Below are 23,116 nucleotides of genomic sequence, written 5' to 3'. Positions count from 1 at the left end.
AGGAAGACCAGCCATGGTCTCGCATGTGGTGGTGGTGGGCGGTGGCCTCGGCGGGCTCGCGGCGGCGGCGGTCGCGGCGGCGCGCGGCCACAAGGTGACGCTGCTCGACAAGAATCCATGGCTCGGCGGCAAGGCGGCGGTGCTGAACCTGCCCGACCCGGAGCGCCCCGGCAGCAACCAGGGCTTCCGCTTCGACATGGGCCCGACGATCCTGACGGTACCGCGCGTCCTCCGCCGCATCTTCGCCGAGGCGGGGCGCGACCAGGCGCAGGACCTGCCGCTGATCCGGCTGGACCCGCAATGGCGCTGCTTCTTCGAGGACGGCACGCGGATCGACCTGATCGAGGACGTGGCGAAGATGGCCGCCGCCATGGATGCCTTCGCCCCCGGCACCGGGCAGGGCGCGGGCTACCAGCGCTTCCAGGCCGAGGCGCGGCGGCTGCACGAGATCTCGGAGAAATTCTTCTTCTGGAAGTCGGTCGAGGGGCTGTCCGACACCATCGACCTGAAATCCAATTTCGACCCCAACACCATGCGCGACGTGCTGGCGCTGCGCATGGGCAAGCGGGTGGCGAACATCATCCGCGGCCATGTGCCGGATGCCCGCCTCGCCCAGATGCTCGACCATTTCTGCCAGTATGTCGGCTCCAGCCCCTATCTGGCGCCGGCCGTGCTCTGCTCGATCGGCGACATGCAGGCGAGCGAGGGCATCTGGTATCCGAAGGGCGGCACCCGCGCCGTGGCCGAGGGCTTGGCCAACCTCGCCGCCTCGCTCGGCGCCGATCTCCGCCCGGGCGTCGAGGTGAGCGGCTTCGACATCGAGAACAACACGGTGAAGGCGGTCCGCACCGCGGGCGGCGAGCGCATCGCCTGCGATGCCGTCATCTCCAACATGGACGCCATCCGCACCTACACCGAGCTGGTCGGCGGCCCCGTCGGCCAGAAGGTGGCGAAGAAGGGCCATGAGCCGGCCTGCTCGGGCGTCGTGCTCTATCTCGGCCTCAACAAGCGGTACGAGCATCTCGCGCATCACTGCTTCGTCTTCTCCCGCGATGCGGAGGAGGAGTTCGACGCCATCTACAAGCGCGGCATCCCGGCGGCGGACCCGACCGCCTATCTCGCCGCGCCCTCCGGCACCGACCCGACCGTCGCGCCCGAGGGCGGCGAGGCTCTCTACGTGCTGGTCCACACGCCTTGGCTCCGCCCCGGCCACGACTGGTCCAAGATGTTCGCCCCCTACCGGCAGACCATCCTCGACAAGCTGAAGCGCACCGCCGGGATGGAGGACATCGAGTCCCGCATCGTCACCGAGAGCGCGCTGACGCCGGTCGACATCCATGAGCGCTATAAGGTGCTGAACGGCGCCATCTACGGGCTGGCCAGCCACGGCGCCTGGCTCGGCGCCTTCAAGCCGGGCAACCGCTCGAAGCGCATCAAGGGTCTCTACCTCGCCGGCGGCGCCGCCCATCCGGGGCCGGGCATGCCGATGGTGATGATGAGCGGCTGGATCGCCGCCGACAGCCTCGACCAGGATCTCGGCGGGCGCGGCATGAGCGCGGCGGCGCGGGAGGCCGGCCTGCCGGACGCCCTCCGCATGCCGCTCGCCGCCGAATGACCCAGTCTGGGCCGGCGGCGCTCTTCTCGCCGGCCCGCTTCGCCTTCTTCCGCTTCATCTTCCTCCGCCATGCGCAGCGTCGGCTGCGGGCGGTGCGCCTCGCCAACTGGGGCGCGCCGCGGCCGGGGGAAGGCGAGGGGCCCCTCGTCATCTACGCCAACCACCCCTCCTGGTGGGACGGCGTTGCCTTCATGATCCTCTCGACCGAGCTGCTGCCCGGCCGGCGCATGTTCATCCCGATGGAAGCGGAGGCGCTGTCGCGCTACGGCTTTATGCGCCGCCTCGGCGTGTTCGGCATCGAGCAGCAGTCGGCCCGCGGCGCCGTCGCCTTCCTTCGCACGGCGCAATCGGTCCTCGCCGACCCGGCCCACATGCTCTGGATGAACGCCCCCGGCCGGTTCTGCGACGTCCGCGAGCGCCCCGTTCCGATCGCCCCCGGCCTCACCCGCCTCGCCGAGCTGGCGCCCGAGGCGCGCTTCCTGCCCCTCGCCCTCGAATATCCTTTCTGGACCGAGGCTCTGCCCGAGATGCTCGCCGGCTTCGGCCCGTCCATCCCGGCGGCGGAGCTGGCCGTGCTCGACCGCGAGGCCCGCACCAACCGCCTCCGCACCGCGTTGGAGGCGGTGATGGACCGGCTCGCCGAGGATGCCATCGCCCGCGACCCCGGCCGTTTCCGGGTCGTGCTGGAGGGGAGGGCAGGGATGGGCGGCATCTACCAGGGTTGGCGCCAGGCGAGGGCCGCGCTGCGTGGCGAAACCTTCGATCCGCGCCACGACCCGCGGGCCGGGGGCTGAGCGCGATGCTGCTCGCCTGGCTTGCCCTCGGCCTCGCCGCCCTGCCGGCGCTGTTCGGCATGCTGAATCTGTGGCTCCTGCCGCGCCTGCGAGCGCCTGGGGGCGAGCAGGAGGGGTTGGTCTCCATCCTCATCCCGGCCCGCGACGAGGCGGCCAATATCGAGGCCTGCCTCCGCGCCGCGCTGGCCAGCCGCGGCGTCGCCGTCGAGGCGGTGGTGATGGACGATGCCAGCCGCGACGGCACCGGCGAGATCGTCGCCCGCCTCGCCGAGGCCGATCCGCGCATCCGCCTAGTCCAGGCGCCGCCCCTGCCGCCCGACTGGACCGGCAAGGTTCATGCCTGCGCCCGGCTCGCCGAGGCCGCCCGCGGCACGCATCTCCTGTTCATCGATGCCGATGTCCGCCTCGCCCCGGATGCCGCCGCCGCCATGCTCGCCCATGGCCGCCGCCACCGCATCGCCATGCTGAGCGGCGTCCCCCGCCAGCTCATCGGATCGCTCGGCGAGGCGCTGACCGTCCCCGCCATCAACCTGCTGCTGCTCGGCTACCTGCCGGCCGTCGGCCGCGCCTTCACGCGCCGGGCCGACCTCGCCGCCGCCTGCGGCCAGCTCATCCTCTGCGATCGCGCCATCTATGAGTCGGTGGGCGGCCATGGCGCCGTCCGCCACGTCCTGCATGACGGGCTGGCGCTCGCTCGCCGCTTCCGCGCCGAGGGCCACCGGACCGAGGTGGTGGACGGCGCCCCGCTCGCCACCTGCCGGATGTATGGCGGCTTCGCCGAGTCCTGGGCCGGCTTCATGAAGAACGCCCGGGAGGGGATGGCAACGCCGCTCGGCCTGCCGGTCTGGACCGTGCTGCTCTCGGGGGCGCATCTCTGGCCCTGGGCGCTGCTGCCGGCGCCGCCCGCCATCGCCGCCATCCTGCTCATGTTCGCCCTCCGCGCCGCCATCACCTGGCGGGCGCGGGAGCCCTGGTGGACCATCCCGCTCCACCCGCTGACCGTTCTGGTCGCGCTGGCGATCCAGTGGACGGCGCTGATCCGCTGGCTGCTCGGTCGACCGGCGGGCTGGAAAGGCCGCGCATATCCGGCCACAAAGGCGGCATGAGCAGCGCCGCCAGCATCGCCGTCACGCCGAACCGCGACCACGACACCGAGAATTTCCCGACCGCCTCGCTGCTGCTCGCTCGTCCAGCGCGGGCGCAGGTGATGGCTTTCTACCGTTTCGTCCGCACCGCCGACGACATCGCCGACAGCGCCGACCTCCCGGCCGCGGAGAAGCTTGCCCGTCTGGACGCGATGGAGCGGAGCCTCGAGGATCCCACCATCCCGCTGAACCGCCTCGGCGTCGGCACGGCGGAGGCGCGGCTGATGCTCTCTGCCTTCCGCCAGGATGCCACCTGCGCCCGCTACGAGGACTGGGCCGCGCTGGAGGATTATTGCCGCCGCTCCGCCGACCCGGTCGGGCGGATGCTGCTCCGCCTCCACGGCGACGGCGAGAACCGGGAGGCCAATGCCGCCGCCGACGGGCTCTGCACCGCCCTCCAGGTGCTGAACCACCTGCAGGACCTGGTGCCGGACAGGGATGGGCTCGACCGCATCTACCTGCCCCGATCCTGGATGAGCCTCGCCGGGGGCGAGGCTGCTTTCTTTGACCCGGCCAATGCCGCCCGCCGCCGCGAGGTGCTCGATGCCGCGCTCGACCGCGTCGAGGAGCAGCTCGACCGCGCCGCCGCCCTGCCGCGCCTGCTCCGCGCTCGCCGCCTCGCCTGGCAAAGCACGGTCACCATCGCACTCGCCCGCCGCCTGCTCGCCCGGCTTCGCGCCGCCGACCCGGTGCTAGGCCGGGTGGCGCTGACCAAACCCGACTTCGCCCGCGCCTTTGCCGCCGCGCCCCTGCTTGGCCCGCGCGACGCGCCGATCGTCGCAAGCCGCGTCTCCCGTGCCGGCTCCTCCTTCGCCCGCGGCATGGCGGCGCTGAAGGGCGAGCGGCGCCGCGCCCTTTGGGCCGTCTATGCCTTCTGCCGCGCCGTCGACGACATCGCCGACGGCGCCATGCCCGAAGCGGAGAAGCGCCGCTTCCTCGCCGACTGGCGCCGCAAGCTGGAGCGGCCGGACTGCGTCCTTTCCCGCGAGCTGGCCTGGGCCCGCAAGGCCTACGGCGTGCCGCTCGAGGAATGCGAGGCAATGATCGCCGGCATGGAGACCGACAGCGCCGACCGCCTTCGCCTGCAGACCGAGGCCGATCTCGACCTCTACTGCCGGCGCGTCGCCGGCAGCGTCGGCGCGATGTCGGTCCGCATCTTCGGCGCGCCGGAGGCCGAGGGCTTCGGCCTCGATCTCGGCCACACCTTCCAGCTCACCAACATCCTCCGCGACGTGGACGAGGACGCGGCGCGCGAGCGGGTCTATATCCCCCTCGACCTGCTAGCCGCCGAGGGCATCCCGGACGGGCCCGCCGAGGGGATCATCCGCCACCCCCGCTTCGCCGCCATCTGCGCCCGGCTCGGCGAGCGCGCGCAGGCCGGCTTCACCCGTGCCGAGCAGGACATCCGCCAATACAGCCCCGTCGCCCTTCGCCCCGCCGCCGTCATGGCCTGGGGCTATCGCCGCCTGCTGGACCGCCTCGTCGCCCGCGGCTGGGAGGGCGCCCGCCCGCGCCCGCGCCTCACCAAAGGCGAGAAGCTGCGCATGGCCTGGATGGCGCTCGGCCGCTGACATGACCATCCATGTGATCGGCGCCGGCGTCGCCGGCCTTGCCGCCGCCCTGCGCCTGGTGGACCGCGGCCGCCAGGTCGTGCTGCACGAAGCCTCGCCCGGTGCCGGCGGCCGTGCCCGCGCCCTGCCGGACGGCACCGATAACGGCACCCATGCCCTGCTCGGCGCCAATACCGCCGCCCTCGGCCTGCTGAAGCGGGTCGGCGCGCTGGAGGGTTGGGTCGAGCCGGAGCCGGCCGGCCTGCCCGTGCTCGACCGGCGCGACGGCCGTGCCTTCCGCGTGGCCCTCTCGCCCTTTCATTGGCGCGACCCGTCGCTTCGACCGCCCGGCGTCTCGGCGCGCTCCATGCTGGCGCTCACCCGCCTCGCCGCGCCCTGGGGCGACCGGCCGGTGGCCGAGGCGATGGCCGCCCACCCCGAATTCCACCGCGGCTTCGTCGATCCGCTGGTGATCGCGGCGCTGAACACGCCCTCGGTGGAGGCCTCCTCCCGCCGGCTCGGTGCCGTGCTGCGGCGGATGGGAGGGCCGGGGGCGACGCGGCTGCTGGTCGCCCGTTCCGGCCTCGGCCCCGACCTCGTCGCCCCGGCACTGGCCGCGCTGGAGGCCGCCGGCGCCGAGATCCGCTTCGGCGCCCGGCTGCGGCGGCTGGTGCAGCAGGGTGGCCGCCTCGCCGCCCTCGATTTCGGCGAGGACGCGGTACGGCTCGGTCCCGGCGATGCCGCGGTGCTGGCGACGCCGCCATGGGAGAGCCTCCGCCTGCTGCCCCATCTCCCGGCGCCCGATTCCTATGCCCCGATCGTCAACCTGCACTACGCCCATCCCGGCCCCGGGCCGGTGCGCTTTCTCGGGCTGCTGGACGCGCTCTGCCAATGGGTGCTGGTGCGTCCGGCCGGCGTCAGCGTCACCGTCAGCGCCGGCGACGAGGCCGCGCGGGAGGACCAGGACAGCCTCGCCCACCGCGCATGGGCCGAGCTGCGCGAGGCGGCGCTCGCATTCGGCCTTGCCGGCGACTGGCCGGAGGAGGCCCCGCCCTGCCGCGTGGTGAAGGAGCGCCGCGCCACGCCACGCCACACCCCGGGGCCTCCGCCGCGCCCGCCCCGCCTGCCGCTGCCCAACCTGGCACTGGCCGGCGACTGGACCGACCCAGTCCTTCCCGCCACCATCGAGGCCGCGACCCGCAGCGGCGAGGCAGCGGCCGATGCCCTCCGCGGCTGACGCGCTTGCCGCCCTCCGCGCCGCCGGGGCGCGGGACGGCGCCCCGGACCTCGCCCGCCGCCGCGCCCTGCTCGGCAAGCTCGCCGCCGTGCTGCTGCGCCGGGCGGATGATGTCGCCGCCGCCATCGATGCCGATTACGGCGGCCGCAGCCCGGAGGAAACGCTGCTCGCCGAGGTGAAGCTGGTGGTCGATGCCGCGCGCCATGCGGCCCGCTACCTGGCTCGCTGGGCGCGGCCAAGCCGCGTCGCCGTCCCCTTTCCCTTCCTGCCCGCCCGCGCCTGGCAGGAGCCGGTGCCGAAAGGCGTCATCGGCATCATGGCGCCCTGGAATTACCCACTCCAGCTCGCCCTGCTGCCGGCCGTGGATGCGCTGGCCGCCGGCAACCGCATCGTGGTGAAGCCCTCCGAAGCGACGCCCCGCACCGCCGCCCTGCTGGAGGCGCTGCTGGCGGAGGCGCTCGGCGCGGACATCGCCCGCGTGGTACAGGGCGGCCCCGACATCGCCGCCGATTTCGCTGCCCAGCCCTGGGACCATCTGGTCTTCACCGGCGGCACCGAGACCGGGCGGCGGGTGATGGAGGCCGCCGCCGCCAACCTCACCCCGCTGACCCTGGAACTGGGCGGCAAATGCCCCGCCCTCATCCTGCCCGGCGCCGACCTTGCCCGCGCGGCACAGGCGATCCTCGCCGGCAAGGCGGTAAATGCCGGGCAAACCTGCATCGCGCCGGATACCGTGCTGCTGGTCGGCCATCGCAGGGAGGATTTCGCCGCCGCCTGCCGCGCGACGGGCATCGGCCTGCCCGAGACGGCCGTGGTGAACGACCGCCAGGCGGCCCGCCTGGCCGGGATATGCGCCGGCGCGGCGCTGACGCCGCTGGCCGAGCCGGGCCCCGGCCGTCGCCAGTCCCTGGCGCTGGCCGAGGCGCCGCCGGGCCATCCGCTGCACGAAGCGGAGCTGTTCGGCCCGGTCCTCGCCGTGCAGCCGCTGCCCGACCTCGCCGCCGCCATCGGCTGGATCGCCGGGCGGCCGCCGCCGCTCGCCATCTACCTCTTCGACGCCACGGCGGCGGAGCGCGAGGCCATTGCCGCCGGCACCAGGAGCGGCGCCATCATCGAGGGCCGCTGCCTCGAATACGCCGCCTTTCCGGGCCTCGCCTTCGGCGGCGTCGGTGCCTCGGGCTTCGGCCGGCGCAACGGCGAGGCAGGCTTCCGCGAGTTCAGCAACCTCCGCGCCCGCGTTGCGCATGGCGGCTGGAGCCTTTCCCGCCTCCTCGACCCGCCCCGCACGGAGCGTGCGAAGGCCCTGGTGCGGCGGATCCTGCGTTAAAGCAAACTCCGATCAGATGGAGTCGTCCGATCAAAGTTTTCTCGTAAAAACAACAGGCTAGAGCGGGCTCCGTGAGCCAGTGCGAACGGAAACCGCTTTAGCCCCTGCCGAGCCAGCGCCGCAGCCGGCCGAGGAAACCCGTCGTCCCGCCGCCCTTGGGCTGGCTCCGCTGATGCGTCACATGCGGCCGGCGCGCGGGCGGGGGGAGGGCGCTTGCCACCGTATGCCGCCCGGCATCCTGCGCCGCGATCAGCCGCATCTCGAGCCCGACCACCTGCGCCACCGCCTCCGGCGTGTCCGCCTGGGCGAGGGCCTGGGCCGTCATCCGCGCATCCTCCCAGGCCTCGGCCCGGCGCAGCGCGTCGATGATGCGCACCGTCTGCTCCTGGTCGAGCGGTGGCCCGCCCCGCCAGAGCGCCACCGCTTCGAGCCGCCAGAGCCTCGCCAGGTCCGGCTGGCCGAGATCATCCGCCACCCAGGCCGCCTGGAGCGTCGCCTCGGCCGCGGCATGCAGCGCGCCCGTTTCCTCCAGCACATGCGCCCAGGCGAGGAAGCGCCGGGCGAGCGGCGGATAGGCCGCTTCCGCCATCAGCGCGCGGAAGGGGGCCGCCGCCACGGCCTGCGCCGCCGCCGGATGTGCGCGGGTGATATTCGGCGCCGAATAGCCGCAGCTCGGGCATTGCTGGAGCCAGCGCGCCATGGTGGAGCGCACCGGCTCGCCCGGCCGCAGGTCCAGATCCGGCGCCTGTTCCGGCGGGCCGGGACGGAACGGGGATTGCCGGCTGCCCGTGCCGCAGACCGCGCAGCGCGGCAGGGCTTCGGGTGCCGTCGGGCGTGAATGGGCGGGCGAGGGCGTGGCCATTGGCGCCAAGGTAGGGATGCGCCGGCGAAAGGCGAAGGGGCGTCGCGCGCCCTGGGCTTCGCCGATGTCGGGAATCTGTCATTTTCCGGTGCCATGTGATGGAAACCGCATGCCCGGACCCCGCGCCGGCAGTTGCCGAGCCGCCTCCGGCCGCGGATATTGGGACATGCCCCGCGGCGACCTCTTCCCCGATATCGCACCCTTCGAAACCGGCCTGCTGCCGCTCGCCAGCGGCCATGTCATGTATTGGGAGCAGGTCGGCAATCCGCGCGGCCAGCCCGCGCTCTTCCTGCATGGCGGGCCGGGGGCGGGGGCCGGCGCGGTGCATCGGCGCTTCTTCGACCCAGGCCATTGGCGCGTCGTGATCTTCGACCAGCGTGGCGCCGGCCGGTCCCGACCCCTCGGCGAGCTGCGCGACAACACCACGCCGCACTTGGTCGAGGATATCGAGACGCTGCGCCGCTTCCTCGGCATTGAGCGCTGGCTGCTTTTCGGCGGCTCCTGGGGCAGCACACTGGCCCTGGCCTACGCCCAGGCCCATCCGGAACGGGTGACGGGCTGCGTGCTACGCGGGGTTTTCCTCGGCCGGCGCTCGGAGGTGGAGTGGTTCCTGACCGGCCTCCGCCGCATCTTCCCCGATGCCTGGGCCGCCTTCGCCGAGCATCTGCCGCCGGAGGAGCGCGGCGACCTGCTGGGCGCCTATCTCCGGAGGCTGTGTGACCCGGACCCCATGGTCCACCTCCCCGCCGCCCGCGCCTGGAGCCAGTACGAAGGCAGCTGCTCCACCCTGCTGCCGAGCCCGGAGACGGTGGCGAGCTTCGCCCAGGACCGCACCGCTCTCGGCCTCGCCCGGATCGAGGCGCATTACTTCGCGCATGACCTCTTCCTGCCGCGGGCCGGGCTGCTCGGCCATATGGACCGCATCGCCCATATCCCGGCCGAGATCGTGCAGGGCCGCTACGACATGGTCTGCCCGCCCGAAACCGCCTTCGACCTGGCCGCAGCTTGGCCCCGCGCCCGGCTGACCGTGGTACCGGATGCCGGCCATTCCGCCCTCGAGCCCGGCGTGCGCACGGCGCTGGTGAGTGCGGTGGAGCGGTTCCGGCGACGCGGCTGATGTGGTAAGCCCCTGACTGGGTCTCCGTAGCTCAGCAGGATAGAGCACCAGATTCCTAATCTGGGGGCCGTGGGTTCGAATCCCGCCGGGGACACCATTCCTTCCGCAAAATCGATCGAGTCCAGGGGTGCTGACCTGCTCTCGAACGTCCTGTCCCTTGTGCCGAGGGAAGGGCGGCGCCGTGCTCCAGGCACGCCATCCACCGTGCCGCACCGCCTGGCCCGCGGCCGGGCCACTTGAACCGAACTTCCCACCACCTTACACCTCGTCCACATGATACGGGGGCGTGGCGTGACCTGCAGCAGGGGCAGGGCAGGAGCGATGAACGGGCGGGCAGTCATTGCCCGGCTGCTCACGCTCGTCCTGTTGCTCGCCTCGTTGCTGATGCCGCCCGTCGTCGAGGCCGCGCCCGCTGCTGGGCCGATCATGGTGTCGTCCGCCGCGATGGACCAAGATGGCGGCCCGGACACGCCGTCGCGTCCGCATGGCATCCTCCATGCCGGCTCTCACTGCGCCTGCCAGCTGGCGGATCGCCTGACGCCGCCGGCCCTCGGACGGCCGAGGCTGGTCCTCACCCTGGGCCGTGCCACGGCCTTCACCGACCAAGCCCGCGCCTCCCACGATGCGGAGCCCCCAGCGCGCCCACCCAGGGCCTGACCGAAGCTGAGCCGCCCCGGCCGCTGCGCCCCGCCAGACCGGGGACGGTGGCCTGCCTCGCCTTCCGTCCGCCCCGGGTGCCATGCCGATCCGAATTCCGTTCCGTATTCCGCTCGCCCTGCTGGGCGCGGCTCTGCTTGCCACGGCCATCGCTCCCCGCGCGTGCGCCGAGCCACCGCCACGCCGCCGCACGGCCCAGGCGGGCCCCGCCGTGGCGCCGCCCGCAGCGGATCGCTCAGGCCGGCTTATCGTGGCCTCCCCCGAGCAGGCCGTCAGCCTCGCCCTGACGCGCGCGCCCATCCTGCGCAGCGCCGAGGCCGGTCGTCAGGCGGCGCGGGGGGACCGCGTCACCGCCGGGCTGCGGCCCAACCCGGATGTTTCCTTCAATGCCGAGAATGTTGGCGGCAGCGGGTCCTATCGCGGCATCGCCTCGCTGGAAACCACCTATGCCCTGTCCCAGCGGATCGAAACCGGCGGCAAGCGGCAGGCCCGCATCGCGGCGGCGGACCGTGCCGTGGCGCTGACCGGCCTCGATGCCGAGGCGCTGCGCCTCGACCTGGCGCGCGAGGCGCACCGCGCCATGGCCGGGGCAGTGGCCGCGGGCCGCGCCGCCGAGATCGCCCGCGAGCGCGTGCGGCTGGCGGATGAGGTTCTCCGCGCCACACGCGCCCGGGTCGAGGCCGGGCGGGAAGCCTTTCCGCAGCAGCGCCGGGCCGAGGTGGCGCGGGAAACCGCCGCGGTCTTCCTCGAACGCTCGGAGCGGGAGGCGGCGGTCGCCCTGCGCACCCTCTCGGTAGTCCTAGCGACGCCGGAGATCGAGGTCCTGCCCGCCCGGTCCGCCTGGTTCGACGACCCCGGACCGCGCCCCGACCCCGCCCGCGCGGCGCCCGCGCCGCCGGGCCAGCTCGACCGTGCCCGGCTCGATGCGCTGATCGACCAGCGCCGGGCCGAACTCGACCTGCAACGGCGCAACGCCATCCCCGACGTCACCCTCGGCGCCGGCCTCCGGCGCTACCGCGAGGCGGGCGGCGACACCGCCTTCGTGCTCGGCCTCAGCGTGCCGCTGCCGGTCTTCGACCGGAACCAGGGCAACATCCTGCGCGCCGGGGCCGAGCTGACCCGGGCCGAGGCCGAGGCGGAACACGGCCGCCTTTATCTCGATGCCGCCCTCGCCGATGCCGAGCGTCGCCTGGACCAGGCGTGGCGCGCCGCCGATTCGCTCCGCCGCATCGTCCTGCCCGCGGCGGCGGAGGCCGCGGCGGCGGCGCGCGAGGGCTATGCCGCCGGGAAATTCTCGCTGCTCGAAGTGCTCGATGCCCAGCGCGCCCTGTCCGACGCCGGCGAGCAGCGCAACGCCGCCCTGCTCGAGGTGCAACAGCTACGTGCCGACATCGCCCGCCTCCGCGGCCGTGCCGCCGTCGCCGGGAGGCCGTGACCATGAAACCCGTCCTTGCCTTCCTCGCCGGCGCCATGACCGCCCTCGGCGCCGCCGTGCTGGCACCCGGCCTGCCCGCCGCCCTGCGCTCCGGCCTCGGCCTCGCCCCGCTGGTCGAGGCTGCGCCGCCGCATTCAGCCGGCGGCCATGCCCACGGCCCGCATGAGGGGCATGACGAGGAGGCCGCGGACGGCACCCTCCGCATGACCGAGGATGAGGTCGCCGCCGCCCGGATCGAGGTGGCGGAGGCCGGCCCCGGCATCGTCGCGCGGCATGCCTCGCTGCCCGGCACCGTCGCCGCGAATGCCGACCGCCTGGCCCATGTCCCCGCCCGCGTGGCCGGCATCGTCACCGCCCTGCATCGCCGCCTCGGCGACACGGTGGCGGCCGGCGAGGTGCTGGCCATTGTCGAAAGCGCCGAGATCGCCACCGTCAAGGGCGACTACCTCGCCACGCTGCGCACCAGCGAACTCTCACGCCTCATCTTCGAGCGCGAGCAGCGGCTGTGGCAGCGCCGCATCTCGGCCGAGCAGGACTTCCTGAAGGCGCGGACCGACTGGCAGGAGGCGCAGATCCGCCTCGACCTCGCGCGTCAGAAGCTCGCCGCCATCGGCCTCGGCGGCGCGGAGATCGAGGCCCTGCCGCGCCAGCCCATCGAGGCGCTGCGCCGCCAGGAGGTCCGCGCGCCGATCGCCGGCCGCATCACCTCCCGCCCCAGGATGCTCGGCGATGCGGTCTCGGCCGAAGCGGAGGTCTATACGCTCGCCGACCTTTCCACCGTCTGGGTGGAGCTGGCGGTGCCGACCGCCGACCTCGCCGCCGTCACGGAGGGCATGGCGGTGCGCATCCGGGGCGAGGCGCGGGGCGAGGGCCGGGTCGTCTTCCTCAGCCCGCTGCTGGACCCGGAGACGCGCTCCGCCCGCGCCGTGGTCGAGCTGCCGAACGGGGAGGGCGCCTTCCGCCCGGGCGGCTTCGTCACCGCCGAGGTCGCCGCCGCGCGCACGACCGTGCCGGTGCTGGTGCCGCGGGACGCCGTGCAGGAGATCGGCGGCGAGAGCATCCTGTTCCTGCGCACGCCGGAGGGCTTCGTGCGGCGCGAGGTGGTGCTCGGCCGCGGCGACGGGGAGGGCGTCGAGGTGGTCTCCGGCCTTTATCCCGGCGAGCGCTATGCCGCCGCCGGCAGCTTCGTGCTCAAGGCCGAGCTCGGCAAGGCCGAAGCCGGGCACGAGCATTAGGGCCGCCGGACCATGATCGCACGCATCATCGAGGCTTCGGTCCGCCAGCGCTGGCTGGTGGTGCTGCTGGTCGCCGCCGCCGCCGGCTTCGGTCTGCGCTCCCTGCAGTCGCTGCCGGTCGACGCGGTGCCCGACATCACCAACAACCAGGTGCAGATCAACACCCTGGCCCCCGCCCTTTCGCCCGAGGAGGTCGAGAAGCAGGTGACGGTACCGGTCGAGACCGCGCTCGCCGGCATCCGCGGCCTCGCGTCCACCCGCTCGCTCTCGCGCAACGGCTTCAGCCAGGTGGTGGCGATCTTCCGCGACGATGCGGAGATCTACTACGCCCGCCAGCAGGTGCTGGAACGGCTGACCGAGGCACGCGAGCTGCTGCCGGAGGGCGCCGAGCCGAGGCTGGGCCCGATCACGACCGGCCTCGGCGAGGTCACCATGTGGACGCTCGACTGGGCGCCGCGCGAGGCCGGCGACATCGCGCGCAACGGCCGCCCCGGCTGGCAGTCGGATGGCGGCTACCTCACCCCCGAGGGCACGCGCCTGGCGACGGAGCTGGAGCGCGAGGCCTATCTGCGGACGCTGCAGGATTGGGTGATCCGCCCGCAGCTCCGCAACGTGCCTGGCGTCGCCGGCGTCGATGCCATCGGCGGCGCCGTGAAGCAGTACCATGTCGAGCCGGACCCGGCCCGGCTGATCGGTCTTGGCCTTTCCTTCGCGGCGGTGGCGGAGGCGCTGGAGCGCAACAACCAGAGCCGCGGCGCCGGTTATATCGAGCGCGGCGGCGAGGGCTATGTCGTCCGCTCCGGCGGCCGGCTGGAGACGCTCGACGACATCCGCGAGGTCGTGGTGGCGACCCGGGAGGGCGTGCCGATCCGCATCCGCGACATCGCCCGCGTCGAGCTGGGGCGGGAACTGCCGACCGGCAGCGCCAGCGCGAACGGGGCGCCGGCCGTGGTCGGCACCGCGCTGATGCTGATCGGCGAGAACAGCCGCACCGTAGCAACCGCGGTGCAGGCGAAGCTGCGCGAGATCGTCCGCACGCTGCCGCCCGGCATCCGGCTGCGCACGGTGCTTGACCGGACCGAGCTGGTCGATGCCACGATTCGCACGGTGGCGAGGAATCTCTGCGAGGGCGCGCTGCTCGTCGTCGCCGTGCTGTTCCTGCTGCTCGGCAACCTGCGCGCGGCGGTGGTCGCGGCGCTGGTCATCCCGGCGACGATGCTGCTGACCGCGACGGGGATGCTGGAGGGCGGCATCAGCGCCAACCTGATGAGCCTCGGCGCGCTCGATTTCGGCCTGATCGTGGACGGTGCCGTGATCGTCACCGAGAACGCGCTGCGCCACCTGGCAGGGCGGCAGCGGGCGCTCGGCCGGCGGCTACTCCTGCCCGAGCGGCTGGAGACGGTGGCCGCCGCGGCGCGCGAGATGATCCGCCCCTCGGTCTTCGGCCAGGCCATCATCATCCTGGTCTACGTGCCGCTGCTCGCCTTCCAGGGGGTGGAGGGCAAGATGTTCGTCCCCATGGCGCTGACTGTCATCATCGCGCTCGCCATGGCCTTCGTCCTGTCGCTCACCTTCGTTCCCGCCATGGTCGCCCTTCTCGTCACCGGGCGGGTCGAGGAGGGCGACAACCGGCTGCTGCGCGCCCTCCGGCGCGGCTATGCCCCGGCGCTCGGCCTCGCCCTGCGGCGGCCGGCGCCGGTCATCGGCGCCGCGGCGCTGGCCTTCCTCGGCGCGCTGCTGCTCGGCACCCGGCTCGGCTCGGAATTCATCCCGCAGCTCGACGAGGGCAACATCGCCATGCATGCGATGCGCATCCCCTCGACCTCGCTCTCCCAGTCGCAGGCGATGCAGTTCGCGGTCGAGGCGACGGTTTCGCGCTTTCCCGAAGTTGCGGTCGTCTTCTCGAAGACCGGCACCGCCGAGGTCGCCTCCGACCCGATGCCGCCCAACGTTTCCGACGCCTTCATCATCCTGAAGCCGCGCGAGCACTGGCCCGACCCGTCGCTGCCGAAGGCGGCGCTGGTGCGGCGCATCGAGGCGGCGGTGAACCGGCTGCCGGGCAACAATTACGAGTTCACCCAGCCCATCCAGATGCGCTTCAACGAGTTGCTGGCGGGCACCCGCGGCGACCTTGCCGTCAAGGTCTTCGGCGAGGACTCCGTAGCGATGCTGGCGGCGGCCGAGCAGGTCGCCGGCATCCTCCGCGGCATCGCAGGCGCCGAGGACGTGCGGGTGGAGCAGGCGACGGGCCTGCCCTTCCTCGAGATCACCGTGGACAAGGCGGCCATCGCCCGGCGCGGCCTCAGCCTGGGCGCGGTGCAGGAGGTGATCGGCACGGCGATCGGCGGCCGCGAGGCGGGCCGCGTCTTCGAGGGGGACCGCCGCTTCGCCATCCTGGTGCGCGTGGAGGAGGCGGTGCGCCGCGACCTCGAGGCGCTGCGCAACCTGCCGGTGGCGCTGCCCGGCGAGGCGCGCGCGAGCATCCCGCTCCGCAGCCTCGCCGCCTTCCGGCTGACCGAGGGGCCGAACCAGGTCAGCCGCGAGAACGGCCGGCGCCGCATCGTCGTCACCGCCAATATCCGCGGCCGCGACATCGCCTCCGTCGTCGCCGAGGCCCGGGCGCGCGTGGAGGCGGAGCTGCGCCTGCCCGCCGGCTCCTGGCTCGGCTGGGGCGGGCAGTTCGAGAACCTGGAGGCGGCGCGCGGGCGCCTGCTGGTGGTGGTGCCGGCGGTGTTCTTCCTGATCTTCCTGCTGCTCTACGCCGCCCTCGGCTCGCCGCGCGACGCGTTGCTGGTGTTCAGCGCCGTGCCCCTGGCGCTGACCGGCGGCATCGCCCTGCTCTGGCTCCGGGGCATGCCGCTCTCGGTCTCGGCCGCGGTCGGCTTCATTGCCCTTTCGGGCGTCGCGGTGCTGAACGGCCTCGTCATGCTGGACCACATCCGGACGCTGCGCGCCGCGGGCCTCGGCCGCGAGGCGGCGATCCGCCAGGGGGCGATGGACCGGCTGCGGCCGGTGGCGATGACGGCGCTCGTCGCCTCGCTCGGCTTCGTGCCGATGGCGCTCGCCACCGGGGCCGGCGCCGAGGTGCAGAAGCCGATCGCCACGGTGGTCATCGGCGGCCTCGTCACGGCGACCCTGCTGACCCTCATGGTGCTGCCCGCGCTCTATGCCCGCTTCGGCAGCGCTGACCCGCCACCGGCGGCCATGCCGGACGGGGCCAACCTGCGGAAGCGCGCGCCCGATCTGGCCGGTACCGGCTAGGCCGGTCATCGACGGTGTCCATCCCATTCGCTATATCCAAGCGGATACGACGTCCCGGGAGATCTGCATGCGCCGTCGCAACCTCCTCGCCCTGCCCGCGGGCCTCGCCCTTTCCGGCACCGCCCGCGCGCAGGCGCCGGTTACCGTCTTCGCCGCCGCCAGCCTCACCGATGCACTCCGTGCCCTCGCCGCCGAATGGCAGGCGCGTGGCCATCCGGCGCCGCGCCTTTCCTTCGCCGCCTCCTCCGCCCTGGCCCGGCAGATCGAGCAGGGCGCTCCGGCCGACCTCTTCATGAGCGCCGACGAGCCCTGGGCCGACTACCTCCAGCAGCGTGGCCTGCTGGCAGAGGCGACGCGCAGCAGCCCGATCGGCAATTCGCTGGTCCTCGTCGCCCCCGCCGGTGCTGCCCGCCCGGTGGCCCTGACCAGGGAAACCGACCTCGCCGCCTTGCTCGGGCCCGCCGGCCGCATCGCCACCGGCGACCCGGCGCATGTCCCGGTCGGCCGCTATGCGCAGGCCGCCTTGACCTGGATGAGGCAATGGGAAGCGCTCGCCCCGCGCCTGGCACGCGCCGACAATGTCCGCGCCGCCCTGCTACTGGTCGAGCGCGGCGAGGCGCCCTACGGCATCGTCTACGCCACCGATGCCGCCGCCGGCAGCGGCGTCCGCGTCCTCGGCACCTTCCCGGCGACGAGCCACCCGCCGATCACCTACCCCTTCGCCCTGACCCGCCGTGCCGAGGGCAATGCGGAGGCCCGCGCCCTGCTCGCCTTCCTCGCCGGGCCGGAGGCGGCGCCAGCCTGGCGGCGCTTCGGCTTCGCCCTGGCCCGTTGAGCCGCGTTTTTCGGCGGCCGCCCGCACGGAAGGCGCTACACTCCGCCCCATGACCGATGAAGGATCGACCGCCACTGCCAAGGAATCCGGCCTGCTCAGCCTCCGCATCGACCTGCCGCGGGGCCGCGTCGGCCCCGGCAAGATCGACCTGCTCGAGGCGATCGACCGCGAGGGCTCCATCTCCGCCGCCGGCCGCGCGCTGGGGATGAGCTACAAGCGCGCCTGGGACCTGGTCGACGCGCTGAACCGGCTGCTCGGCCAAGCTGCGGTGACGGCCAGCCCCGGCGGCCATCGTGGAGGCGGCGCGACGCTGACCGAGGCCGGCCGCAACCTGGTCGCCGATTACCGCGCCATCGAACGGGCCGCCCAGCGCGCCGCGGAACCCCGCCTCGCCGCCCTCATGCGCCGGACGAAGGAGCCTCAGACGGCGACGGAATAGCGCGCCGCCCCAGCCTCGGCATGGGCATCGAAACAGGCCGCCACCTGCCGCACGAAGCGCCGCCCGAGCGGCGTCACCTCCAGCTGGCTCGGCGCGCGCCGCACCAACCCCTCGCGCTCCAGCGCCGCAAGCCGCGGCTGGGCCTCGCGGATGACCGCCGCTGCCTCCGGCCGGTCGAGGTCGAGGGCGAAGTCGCACATCAGCCGCTCGATCAGGCCGGCGCGCAGCCGGTCCTCCGCCGTCACCGCCAGGCCGCGCGCGACCGGCAGCCGCCCCGCGCCCACCGCCTCGGCATAACGCCGCTCATCGACCAGGTTCTGCGCGAAGCCGCCCGGCAGCGAGCCGATGGCCGAGGCCCCGAGCCCGAGCAGCACCGGCGCCGCATCCGTCGTGTAGCCCTGGAAGTTGCGCCGCAGCCGCCCCTCCGCCGCAGCGATGGCCAGGGCATCTCCGGGCCGGGCGAAATGGTCGAGGCCGAGCGCCACGTAGCCGGCGGCGACCAGTTCCCTCTCCGCCCGCTCGGCCTGCGCCATGCGCGCCGCCGTGCCGGGCAGCAGGGCGGCGTCGATCGCCCGCTGATGCGGCCGGGCGCCGGGCAGATGCGCATAGCCGAAGACCGCAAGCCGGTCGGCGCCGAGCGTGGCGGCGAAGCGCGCGCTCGCCGCCACATGCGCCTCCGCCTGCCCGGGCAACCCGTACATCAGGTCGAGGTTGACCCCGCCGATGCCGACGGCGCGCAGCAGCCGCATCGCCTCGGCGACCTGCCCGGCCGGCTGCACCCGGCCGATGCGCCGCTGGATCTCCGGGTCGATATCCTGCACGCCGAGGCTCGCCCGGGTGAAGCCGAGCTCGCCCAACGCCCCGGCGAGCGGCGCATCGAACAGCCTGGGGTCCAGCTCGATCGCCAGCTCGGCACCCGTCCGCAGGCCGAACCGCTCCTGCAGCAGGCCGACCAGCGCCCGCAGCCCCTCCGGCCCGAGGATCGAGGGCGTGCCGCCGCCGAGATGCAGGTGCGCGATGCCGCCATGCGCCGGCAGCGCCTCGGCCAGCAGGCCCGCCTCGGCCAGCAGCGCGGCGAGATAGGCCTCGATCCGCGCCGCCGAGCGCGTCGGCCGGGTGTGGCAGGCGCAGTACCAGCAAAGATCGCGGCAGAAGGGCACATGCACGTAGAGCGAGAGCGCATCGCCCGGCCCGACCTGCCCGGCCAGCCACTGCCGATAGGTGGCCTCCTCCAGCGGACCGAATTGCGCGGCCGTCGGGTAGCTGGTGTAGCGCGGCACCCGTGCCTCGGCGAGGAGAAGGCGGGAGGGAAGGGCGGCATCGGTCATGCCGGCAGGCTGCACCGTTGCCGCGCCACCGTCCTTGCGCCGGCGCAAACCGGCGGGCCTATCCCTGGCATTAACCCGACCGGGCTGGTACGGTATCCTCCTTGCCAAGGTATCCCGCGCCCCAGTGCCTTCCCACCAGACCTCTCGCCTCGCCCTCCGCACGGCCACTGCCGCGGCGCATGAACGGCTGCACCACATCCCCGTCTTCCAGGATCTTGCCGAGGGCCGGCTGGACCGGGCTGGCTATGCCGCGCTGCTTCGCCGCTTGCTCGGCTTCCATGCGGCGATCGAGGCCGTCCTCGCCGCCGCCCCCTCGCTCGCCCACTACGGCATCGACCTGGCCGGGCGGCGCCGCGCGCCGCTGCTGCGGGCCGACCTCGCGCATCTCGGCGCCCCGGCCGAGGCACCGCTCGCCCCCGTGCCCCGCTTCGCCATCGCGGCCGAGGCGCTCGGCGCGCTCTACGTGACCGAAGGCTCCACCCTCGGCGGCCGCCACCTCGCCCGCGGCCTCGACCACATTCTGCCGGCAGGGGAGGGGAGGGGCTTCTTCCTCGGCCATGGCGCGCGGCATGGGGCGATGTGGGCCGCCTGTTGCGCCGCCATCGAAGCCTGTGGCGCCGAGCCCGGCGGCCTCACCGGGATGCAGGCCGGCGCCGCCGCGACCTTCGCTGCCTTCGAGGCCTGGTTCGCCTGACCGCCATGCATGGCCCTGGCATTGCTGCCGCAGCCCGGCTAAGGAACGCCCCCATGCCGCGCCCCTTCCGTCCCGCTGCCTTCGCCCTGCTGCTGGCCGCCGTCCTGCCCCTGCCGGCGGGCGCGCAGCTGCCGCCGCAATCCCAGGCCGCGGCGCAGACCAACCGCATCGTCGCCGTGATCAACGGCGAGGTGGTGAGCCGTGCCGACATCGTCGGCCGCGCCCGGCTCTTCGCCCTCAATGCCGGCATCGCCGTGGCGCCCGAGGTGCTGGACCGCCTCACCCCGCAGGTCACGCGCCTGCTGATCGACGAGCGTCTTCGCCTGCAGGAGGTGCAGCGCCGCCGCATCCCCGTCGCCGACAGCGACGTCGCCGATGCGGTGAAGGAGCTGGAGACGCGCAATAACCTGCCGGAGGGCGCGCTCAGCCAGCAGCTCCGCCAGGTCGGTGTGCAGCCGCGCGTGCTCTACGACCAGATCCGCACCCAGATCGGCTGGGCCCGGCTGCTGCGCCAGCAGCTCGGCCCCACCGCCATCCCCTCCGATGCCGAGGTGCAGGAAACCATCCGCGCCGCCGCCGCCCGCACCGGCCAGCCGGAATACCTGCTTTCCGAGATCTTCGTCCCGCTCGACGACCCGCGGAACGAGGCCGAGGTCAACCGCTTCACCGAGGAGGTGATCCGCCAGCTCCGCGCCGGCATTCCCTTCCCGGTGGCGGCGACGCAGTTCAGCCAGTCGCAGACCGCCTTGCAGGGCGGCGACCTCGGCTGGACCCGGAAGGAGGACCTCGACCCGGCCGTCGCCGCCGTTGCGGAGCGCATGCCGCCCGGCGCCATCAGCAACGCCATCAAGGTGCCCGGCGGCTTCCAGATCGTCGCCCTGCGCCAGAAGCGCGAGAGCGGCCGCGACCTCGCCACGCTCATCAGCGTCCGCCAAGCCTATTTCCCCTTCGCCGGCACGCTCGACCCGAACAACCCGACGCAGCAGCAGCGCGACCAGGTGGACAAGGCCCAGCGCCTCGCCACCAGTGCCCGCAGCTGCGACGCCGTCGAGGCCGCGGCGCGGAGCGCCGGCGGCGGCGACCGCGCCGCCGACCCCGGCCAGATCCGGCTCGAGACGGTGAACCCGCCGCCGCTGCGGGCCATGCTGGCGGGCCTCACCCCCGGCAAGCCCTCGCAGCCCATCCTCATGCCGGACGGCGTGCTGGTGATGATGGTCTGCTCCCGCGAGCAGCGGAACCTCGCCGAGCTGACGCCCGACCAGGCCAAGCAGCAGATGCTGCGGGACCGGATCGAGCTGCTGTCCCGCCAGCTCCAGCGCGACCTGCGCCGCCGCGCCGTGATCGAGATGCGGAACTGACTGCGCTTCCCTCGCTGCGGGAAACGATCGCCCGTCATGGGCTCGATGCGCGGAAATCGCTCGGCCAGCATTTCCTGCTGGACGAGGCACTCTGCGCCCGCATCGCCTGCCTCGCCGGCGACCTTTCGGGGCGGCATGTGCTGGAGGTCGGCCCCGGCCCCGGCGGCCTGACCCGCGCCCTGCTCGCCGGCCCGGCCGAGACGGTGACGGCGGTGGAGCTCGACCGCCGCGCCATCGCCGCCCTGGCCGAACTGGAGGCCGCCCATCCCGGCCGCCTCCGCGTCATCGAGGCCGATGCGCTGACCATCGACGTCGCGGCACTCATCCCCGCGCCGCGCGCCATCCTCGCCAACCTGCCCTACAACGTGGCGACGCCGCTGCTGGTCAGCTGGCTGCGTGGCGCCGCGGCGCTGACCGGCATGGCGCTGATGTTCCAGCAGGAGGTCGCCGAGCGCATCTGCGCCGCGCCAGGGACGGAAGCCTATGGCCGGCTCGGCGTCCTGGCCCAGTGGCGCTGCCGCTGCGAGCTGCTGCTGCGCCTGCCGCCCGGCGCCTTCAGCCCACCCCCCAAGATATGGTCCGCCGTGGTCGGCCTCACCCCGCATGCGGAGGATCCCGGCGAGGCGCTGTTCCGCAGCATGGAGCGCCTGACCGCCGCCGCCTTCGGCCAGCGCCGCAAGATGCTGCGCGGCGCGCTCAAGTCGCTTGGCGATGCCGAGGGCCTGCTGGCCGCGGCGGAGATCGCCGGCGACCGCCGGGCCGAGACGCTGAGCATCGCCGAATTCGACCGCCTCGCCCGGGTGTTGCTGGCCCGCGCCTGAGGAGTGTTGCGATGCAGAAACGGCCCTTGGCCTCGCCTCGCCGATTCGTCACCCTGCCGCATTGTCCTCGAGGTGACGCATGCCTGCAGCGGTTGATCCATTTCAGGGCGATGAGGCGCTGCCGGCCCGCGCCGCGGTCGTGGTGATCGGCGGCGGCGTCATCGGCGTCATGGCCGCGTTGACGCTCGCCGAGCGCGGCATCTCCGTTGCCCTGGTGGAGAAGGGCCGCATCGCCGGCGAGCAGTCCAGCCGCAATTGGGGCTGGTGCCGCAAGATGGGCCGCGACCCGGCCGAGCTGCCCCTGTCCCTCGAGTCCCTCCGCCAGTGGGAGGGGATGGAAGCCCGCCTTGAGGCGCCGACCGGCTATCGCCGCGCCGGCGTCGTCTACCTGCACGAAACCCCGCGGCACACCGCGGCGCACGAGGCCTGGCTCGAGCATGCGCGGCAATGGCAGATCGATGCCCGCCTGCTCACCCCCGACCAGGTGGCCGAGATGTTCCCCCAGACCACCCGCCGCTGGGCCGGCGGCCTGCACACGCCGAGCGACGGAAGGGCCGAGCCCTTCATGGCGGTGCCGGCCATGGCCACGGCCGCGCGCCGCGCCGGCGCCGTCATCCTCACGGATTGCGCCGTGCGCGGCCTCGACATGACCGGCGGCCGTGTCGTCGGCGTCGTCACCGAGCGCGGGCGGATCGCCTGCGACAGCGTGATCCTCGCCGCGGGTGCCTGGTCGCGCCTTTTCCTCGGCAACCATGGCGTCGATTTCCCGCAGCTGAAAATTCTCGGCTCCGTCCTCCGCACCGAGAAGCTGGAAGGCCTGCCGGAGATGGCGGTCGGCGCCTCCGACTGGGCCTTCCGCAAGCGGCGCGACGGCGGCTACACCGTGGCCCAGCGCGGCGCCAGCGTCGCCGAGATCGTGCCCGACAGCTTCCGCCTGATGGGCGACTTCCTGCCCTCGCTCCGCAAGCAATGGCATGAGCTGCGGCTCCGCGTCGGCGGCCGCTTCCTCGAGGAATGGCGCATGCCGCGCCGCTGGTCGATGGACGAGGTGACGCCCTTCGAGCGCGTCCGCGTGCTCGACCCGGCCCCCGTCCCCGGCATCCTGGCCGAGGCGCAGGCCAACCTCGCCCGCGACTTCCCCGCCTTCAAGGCGATGCGCGTCGCCGATAGCTGGGGTGGGCTGATCGATGCGACGCCCGATGCGGTGCCCGTCATCGGCCCGGTCGCGGCGCTGCCCGGCCTGGTCCTGGCGAGCGGCTTCTCCGGCCATGGCTTCGGCCTCGGCCCCGGCGCCGGGAGGCTGGCCGCCGAGCTTGCCATCGGCGCCCCGCCCGTCGTCGATCCGGCGCCCTTCCGGCTGGAACGCTTCGCCCGCTCCACCCGCCGCGCCGCTTAACCCGGAGAGA

Annotated in this window: 19 protein-coding genes and 1 tRNA gene; 18 read left to right on the top strand and 2 right to left on the bottom strand. The window is 73.7% G+C overall.

From position 1 onward, the window contains the following. The first annotated feature begins 13 nt into the window (after window positions 1-13). Genes LH62_RS01195 through LH62_RS01165 form a run of 6 tightly spaced genes read left to right on the top strand, consistent with a single transcriptional unit; the run spans window position 14 to window position 7,668 of the window. The gene (locus LH62_RS01195) at window positions 14-1,615 is read left to right on the top strand and encodes an NAD(P)/FAD-dependent oxidoreductase (protein WP_043358741.1); all 1,602 of its coding nucleotides are present in this window, start codon (window positions 14-16) and stop codon (window positions 1,613-1,615) included. Beyond that, a complete protein-coding gene (locus tag LH62_RS01190) occupies window positions 1,612-2,409 on the top strand; it encodes a lysophospholipid acyltransferase family protein (protein WP_052213565.1) in 798 nt (265 codons plus the stop codon). Before LH62_RS01195 ends, LH62_RS01190 begins: the two co-directional genes overlap by 4 nt. 5 nt (window positions 2,410-2,414) lie before the next feature. Next, window positions 2,415-3,515: a glycosyltransferase family 2 protein gene (locus LH62_RS01185; RefSeq protein ID WP_043358739.1), complete on the top strand. Its 1,101-nt coding sequence runs from the start codon at window positions 2,415-2,417 to the stop codon at window positions 3,513-3,515. Further along, complete coding sequence (locus tag LH62_RS27905; protein WP_052213564.1) at window positions 3,512-5,125, top strand: squalene/phytoene synthase family protein; 1,614 nt, start codon at window positions 3,512-3,514, stop codon at window positions 5,123-5,125. The genes LH62_RS01185 and LH62_RS27905 overlap by 4 nt, the downstream gene beginning before the upstream one ends. A gap of 1 nt (window position 5,126) precedes the next feature. After that, window positions 5,127-6,341 carry an FAD-dependent oxidoreductase gene (locus tag LH62_RS01170; RefSeq protein ID WP_043358738.1) on the top strand — a complete coding sequence of 405 codons (1,215 nt, stop codon included), beginning with the start codon at window positions 5,127-5,129 and terminating at the stop codon, window positions 6,339-6,341. Next, window positions 6,325-7,668, top strand: coding sequence for an aldehyde dehydrogenase family protein (locus LH62_RS01165; RefSeq protein WP_043358736.1), 1,344 nt, complete (start codon window positions 6,325-6,327; stop codon window positions 7,666-7,668). Before LH62_RS01170 ends, LH62_RS01165 begins: the two co-directional genes overlap by 17 nt. Window positions 7,669-7,765: 97 nt before the next feature. Here LH62_RS01165 and LH62_RS01160 read toward each other — a convergent pair whose 3' ends face one another. Continuing rightward, on the bottom strand, window positions 7,766-8,530 hold the full coding sequence (locus LH62_RS01160) for a hypothetical protein (protein ID WP_043358734.1): 765 nt from the start codon (window positions 8,528-8,530) through the stop codon (window positions 7,766-7,768). 166 nt (window positions 8,531-8,696) lie between these two features. Here LH62_RS01160 and pip point away from each other — a divergent pair, with 166 nt between their 5' ends. The 8 genes from pip to LH62_RS01120 all read left to right on the top strand — a co-directional run bounded on the left by pip (window position 8,697) and on the right by LH62_RS01120 (window position 17,509). Next, window positions 8,697-9,647 (top strand): prolyl aminopeptidase, encoded by a 951-nt coding sequence (gene pip / locus LH62_RS01155; RefSeq protein ID WP_043358733.1) that lies wholly within the window; start codon window positions 8,697-8,699, stop codon window positions 9,645-9,647. A 20-nt stretch (window positions 9,648-9,667) separates the two neighbouring features. Beyond that, window positions 9,668-9,744: transfer RNA gene (locus LH62_RS01150), tRNA-Arg, on the top strand. A gap of 224 nt (window positions 9,745-9,968) precedes the next feature. Next, on the top strand, window positions 9,969-10,304 hold the full coding sequence (locus tag LH62_RS01145) for a hypothetical protein (RefSeq protein WP_043358731.1): 336 nt from the start codon (window positions 9,969-9,971) through the stop codon (window positions 10,302-10,304). 250 nt (window positions 10,305-10,554) lie between these two features. Then, window positions 10,555-11,739, top strand: coding sequence for a TolC family protein (locus LH62_RS01140; RefSeq protein WP_052213563.1), 1,185 nt, complete (start codon window positions 10,555-10,557; stop codon window positions 11,737-11,739). 2 nt (window positions 11,740-11,741) lie between these two features. Next, window positions 11,742-12,974 carry an efflux RND transporter periplasmic adaptor subunit gene (locus LH62_RS01135; protein ID WP_052213562.1) on the top strand — a complete coding sequence of 411 codons (1,233 nt, stop codon included), beginning with the start codon at window positions 11,742-11,744 and terminating at the stop codon, window positions 12,972-12,974. Window positions 12,975-12,986: 12 nt separating this feature from the next. Then, a complete protein-coding gene (locus tag LH62_RS01130; RefSeq protein ID WP_052213561.1) occupies window positions 12,987-16,235 on the top strand; it encodes an efflux RND transporter permease subunit in 3,249 nt (1,082 codons plus the stop codon). 67 nt (window positions 16,236-16,302) lie between these two features. Next, entirely contained in the window at window positions 16,303-17,070 is a 768-nt protein-coding gene (gene modA / locus LH62_RS01125) for a molybdate ABC transporter substrate-binding protein (RefSeq protein WP_043358730.1), read from the top strand. Between the two features lie 49 nt (window positions 17,071-17,119). Beyond that, window positions 17,120-17,509 carry a winged helix-turn-helix domain-containing protein gene (locus tag LH62_RS01120; protein WP_043358728.1) on the top strand — a complete coding sequence of 130 codons (390 nt, stop codon included), beginning with the start codon at window positions 17,120-17,122 and terminating at the stop codon, window positions 17,507-17,509. Here the strand turns inward: LH62_RS01120 and hemN are convergent. After that, window positions 17,491-18,837, bottom strand: coding sequence for an oxygen-independent coproporphyrinogen III oxidase (gene hemN, locus LH62_RS01115; RefSeq protein WP_043364909.1), 1,347 nt, complete (start codon window positions 18,835-18,837; stop codon window positions 17,491-17,493). The two genes, LH62_RS01120 and hemN, sit on opposite strands and share 19 nt — an antisense overlap. Window positions 18,838-18,961: 124 nt before the next feature. On the opposite strand from hemN, the gene LH62_RS27900 reads away from it, so the two are divergent. From LH62_RS27900 to LH62_RS01095, 4 genes are all read left to right on the top strand, one after another. After that, window positions 18,962-19,531, top strand: coding sequence for a biliverdin-producing heme oxygenase (locus tag LH62_RS27900; RefSeq protein WP_052213560.1), 570 nt, complete (start codon window positions 18,962-18,964; stop codon window positions 19,529-19,531). Between the two features lie 53 nt (window positions 19,532-19,584). Continuing rightward, window positions 19,585-20,889, top strand: coding sequence for a peptidylprolyl isomerase (locus tag LH62_RS01105; protein WP_043358726.1), 1,305 nt, complete (start codon window positions 19,585-19,587; stop codon window positions 20,887-20,889). Continuing rightward, window positions 20,886-21,710, top strand: coding sequence for a 16S rRNA (adenine(1518)-N(6)/adenine(1519)-N(6))-dimethyltransferase RsmA (gene rsmA, locus LH62_RS01100; RefSeq protein ID WP_043358723.1), 825 nt, complete (start codon window positions 20,886-20,888; stop codon window positions 21,708-21,710). Before LH62_RS01105 ends, rsmA begins: the two co-directional genes overlap by 4 nt. A gap of 79 nt (window positions 21,711-21,789) precedes the next feature. Next, on the top strand, window positions 21,790-23,106 hold the full coding sequence (locus tag LH62_RS01095; RefSeq protein ID WP_043358721.1) for an FAD-binding oxidoreductase: 1,317 nt from the start codon (window positions 21,790-21,792) through the stop codon (window positions 23,104-23,106). Window positions 23,107-23,116: the final 10 nt, after the last annotated feature.

The organism is Belnapia sp. F-4-1 (genome assembly GCF_000802185.1).
Lineage (GTDB): Bacteria > Pseudomonadota > Alphaproteobacteria > Acetobacterales > Acetobacteraceae > Belnapia.
This window is presented reverse-complemented; position numbering and strand designations above follow the sequence as displayed.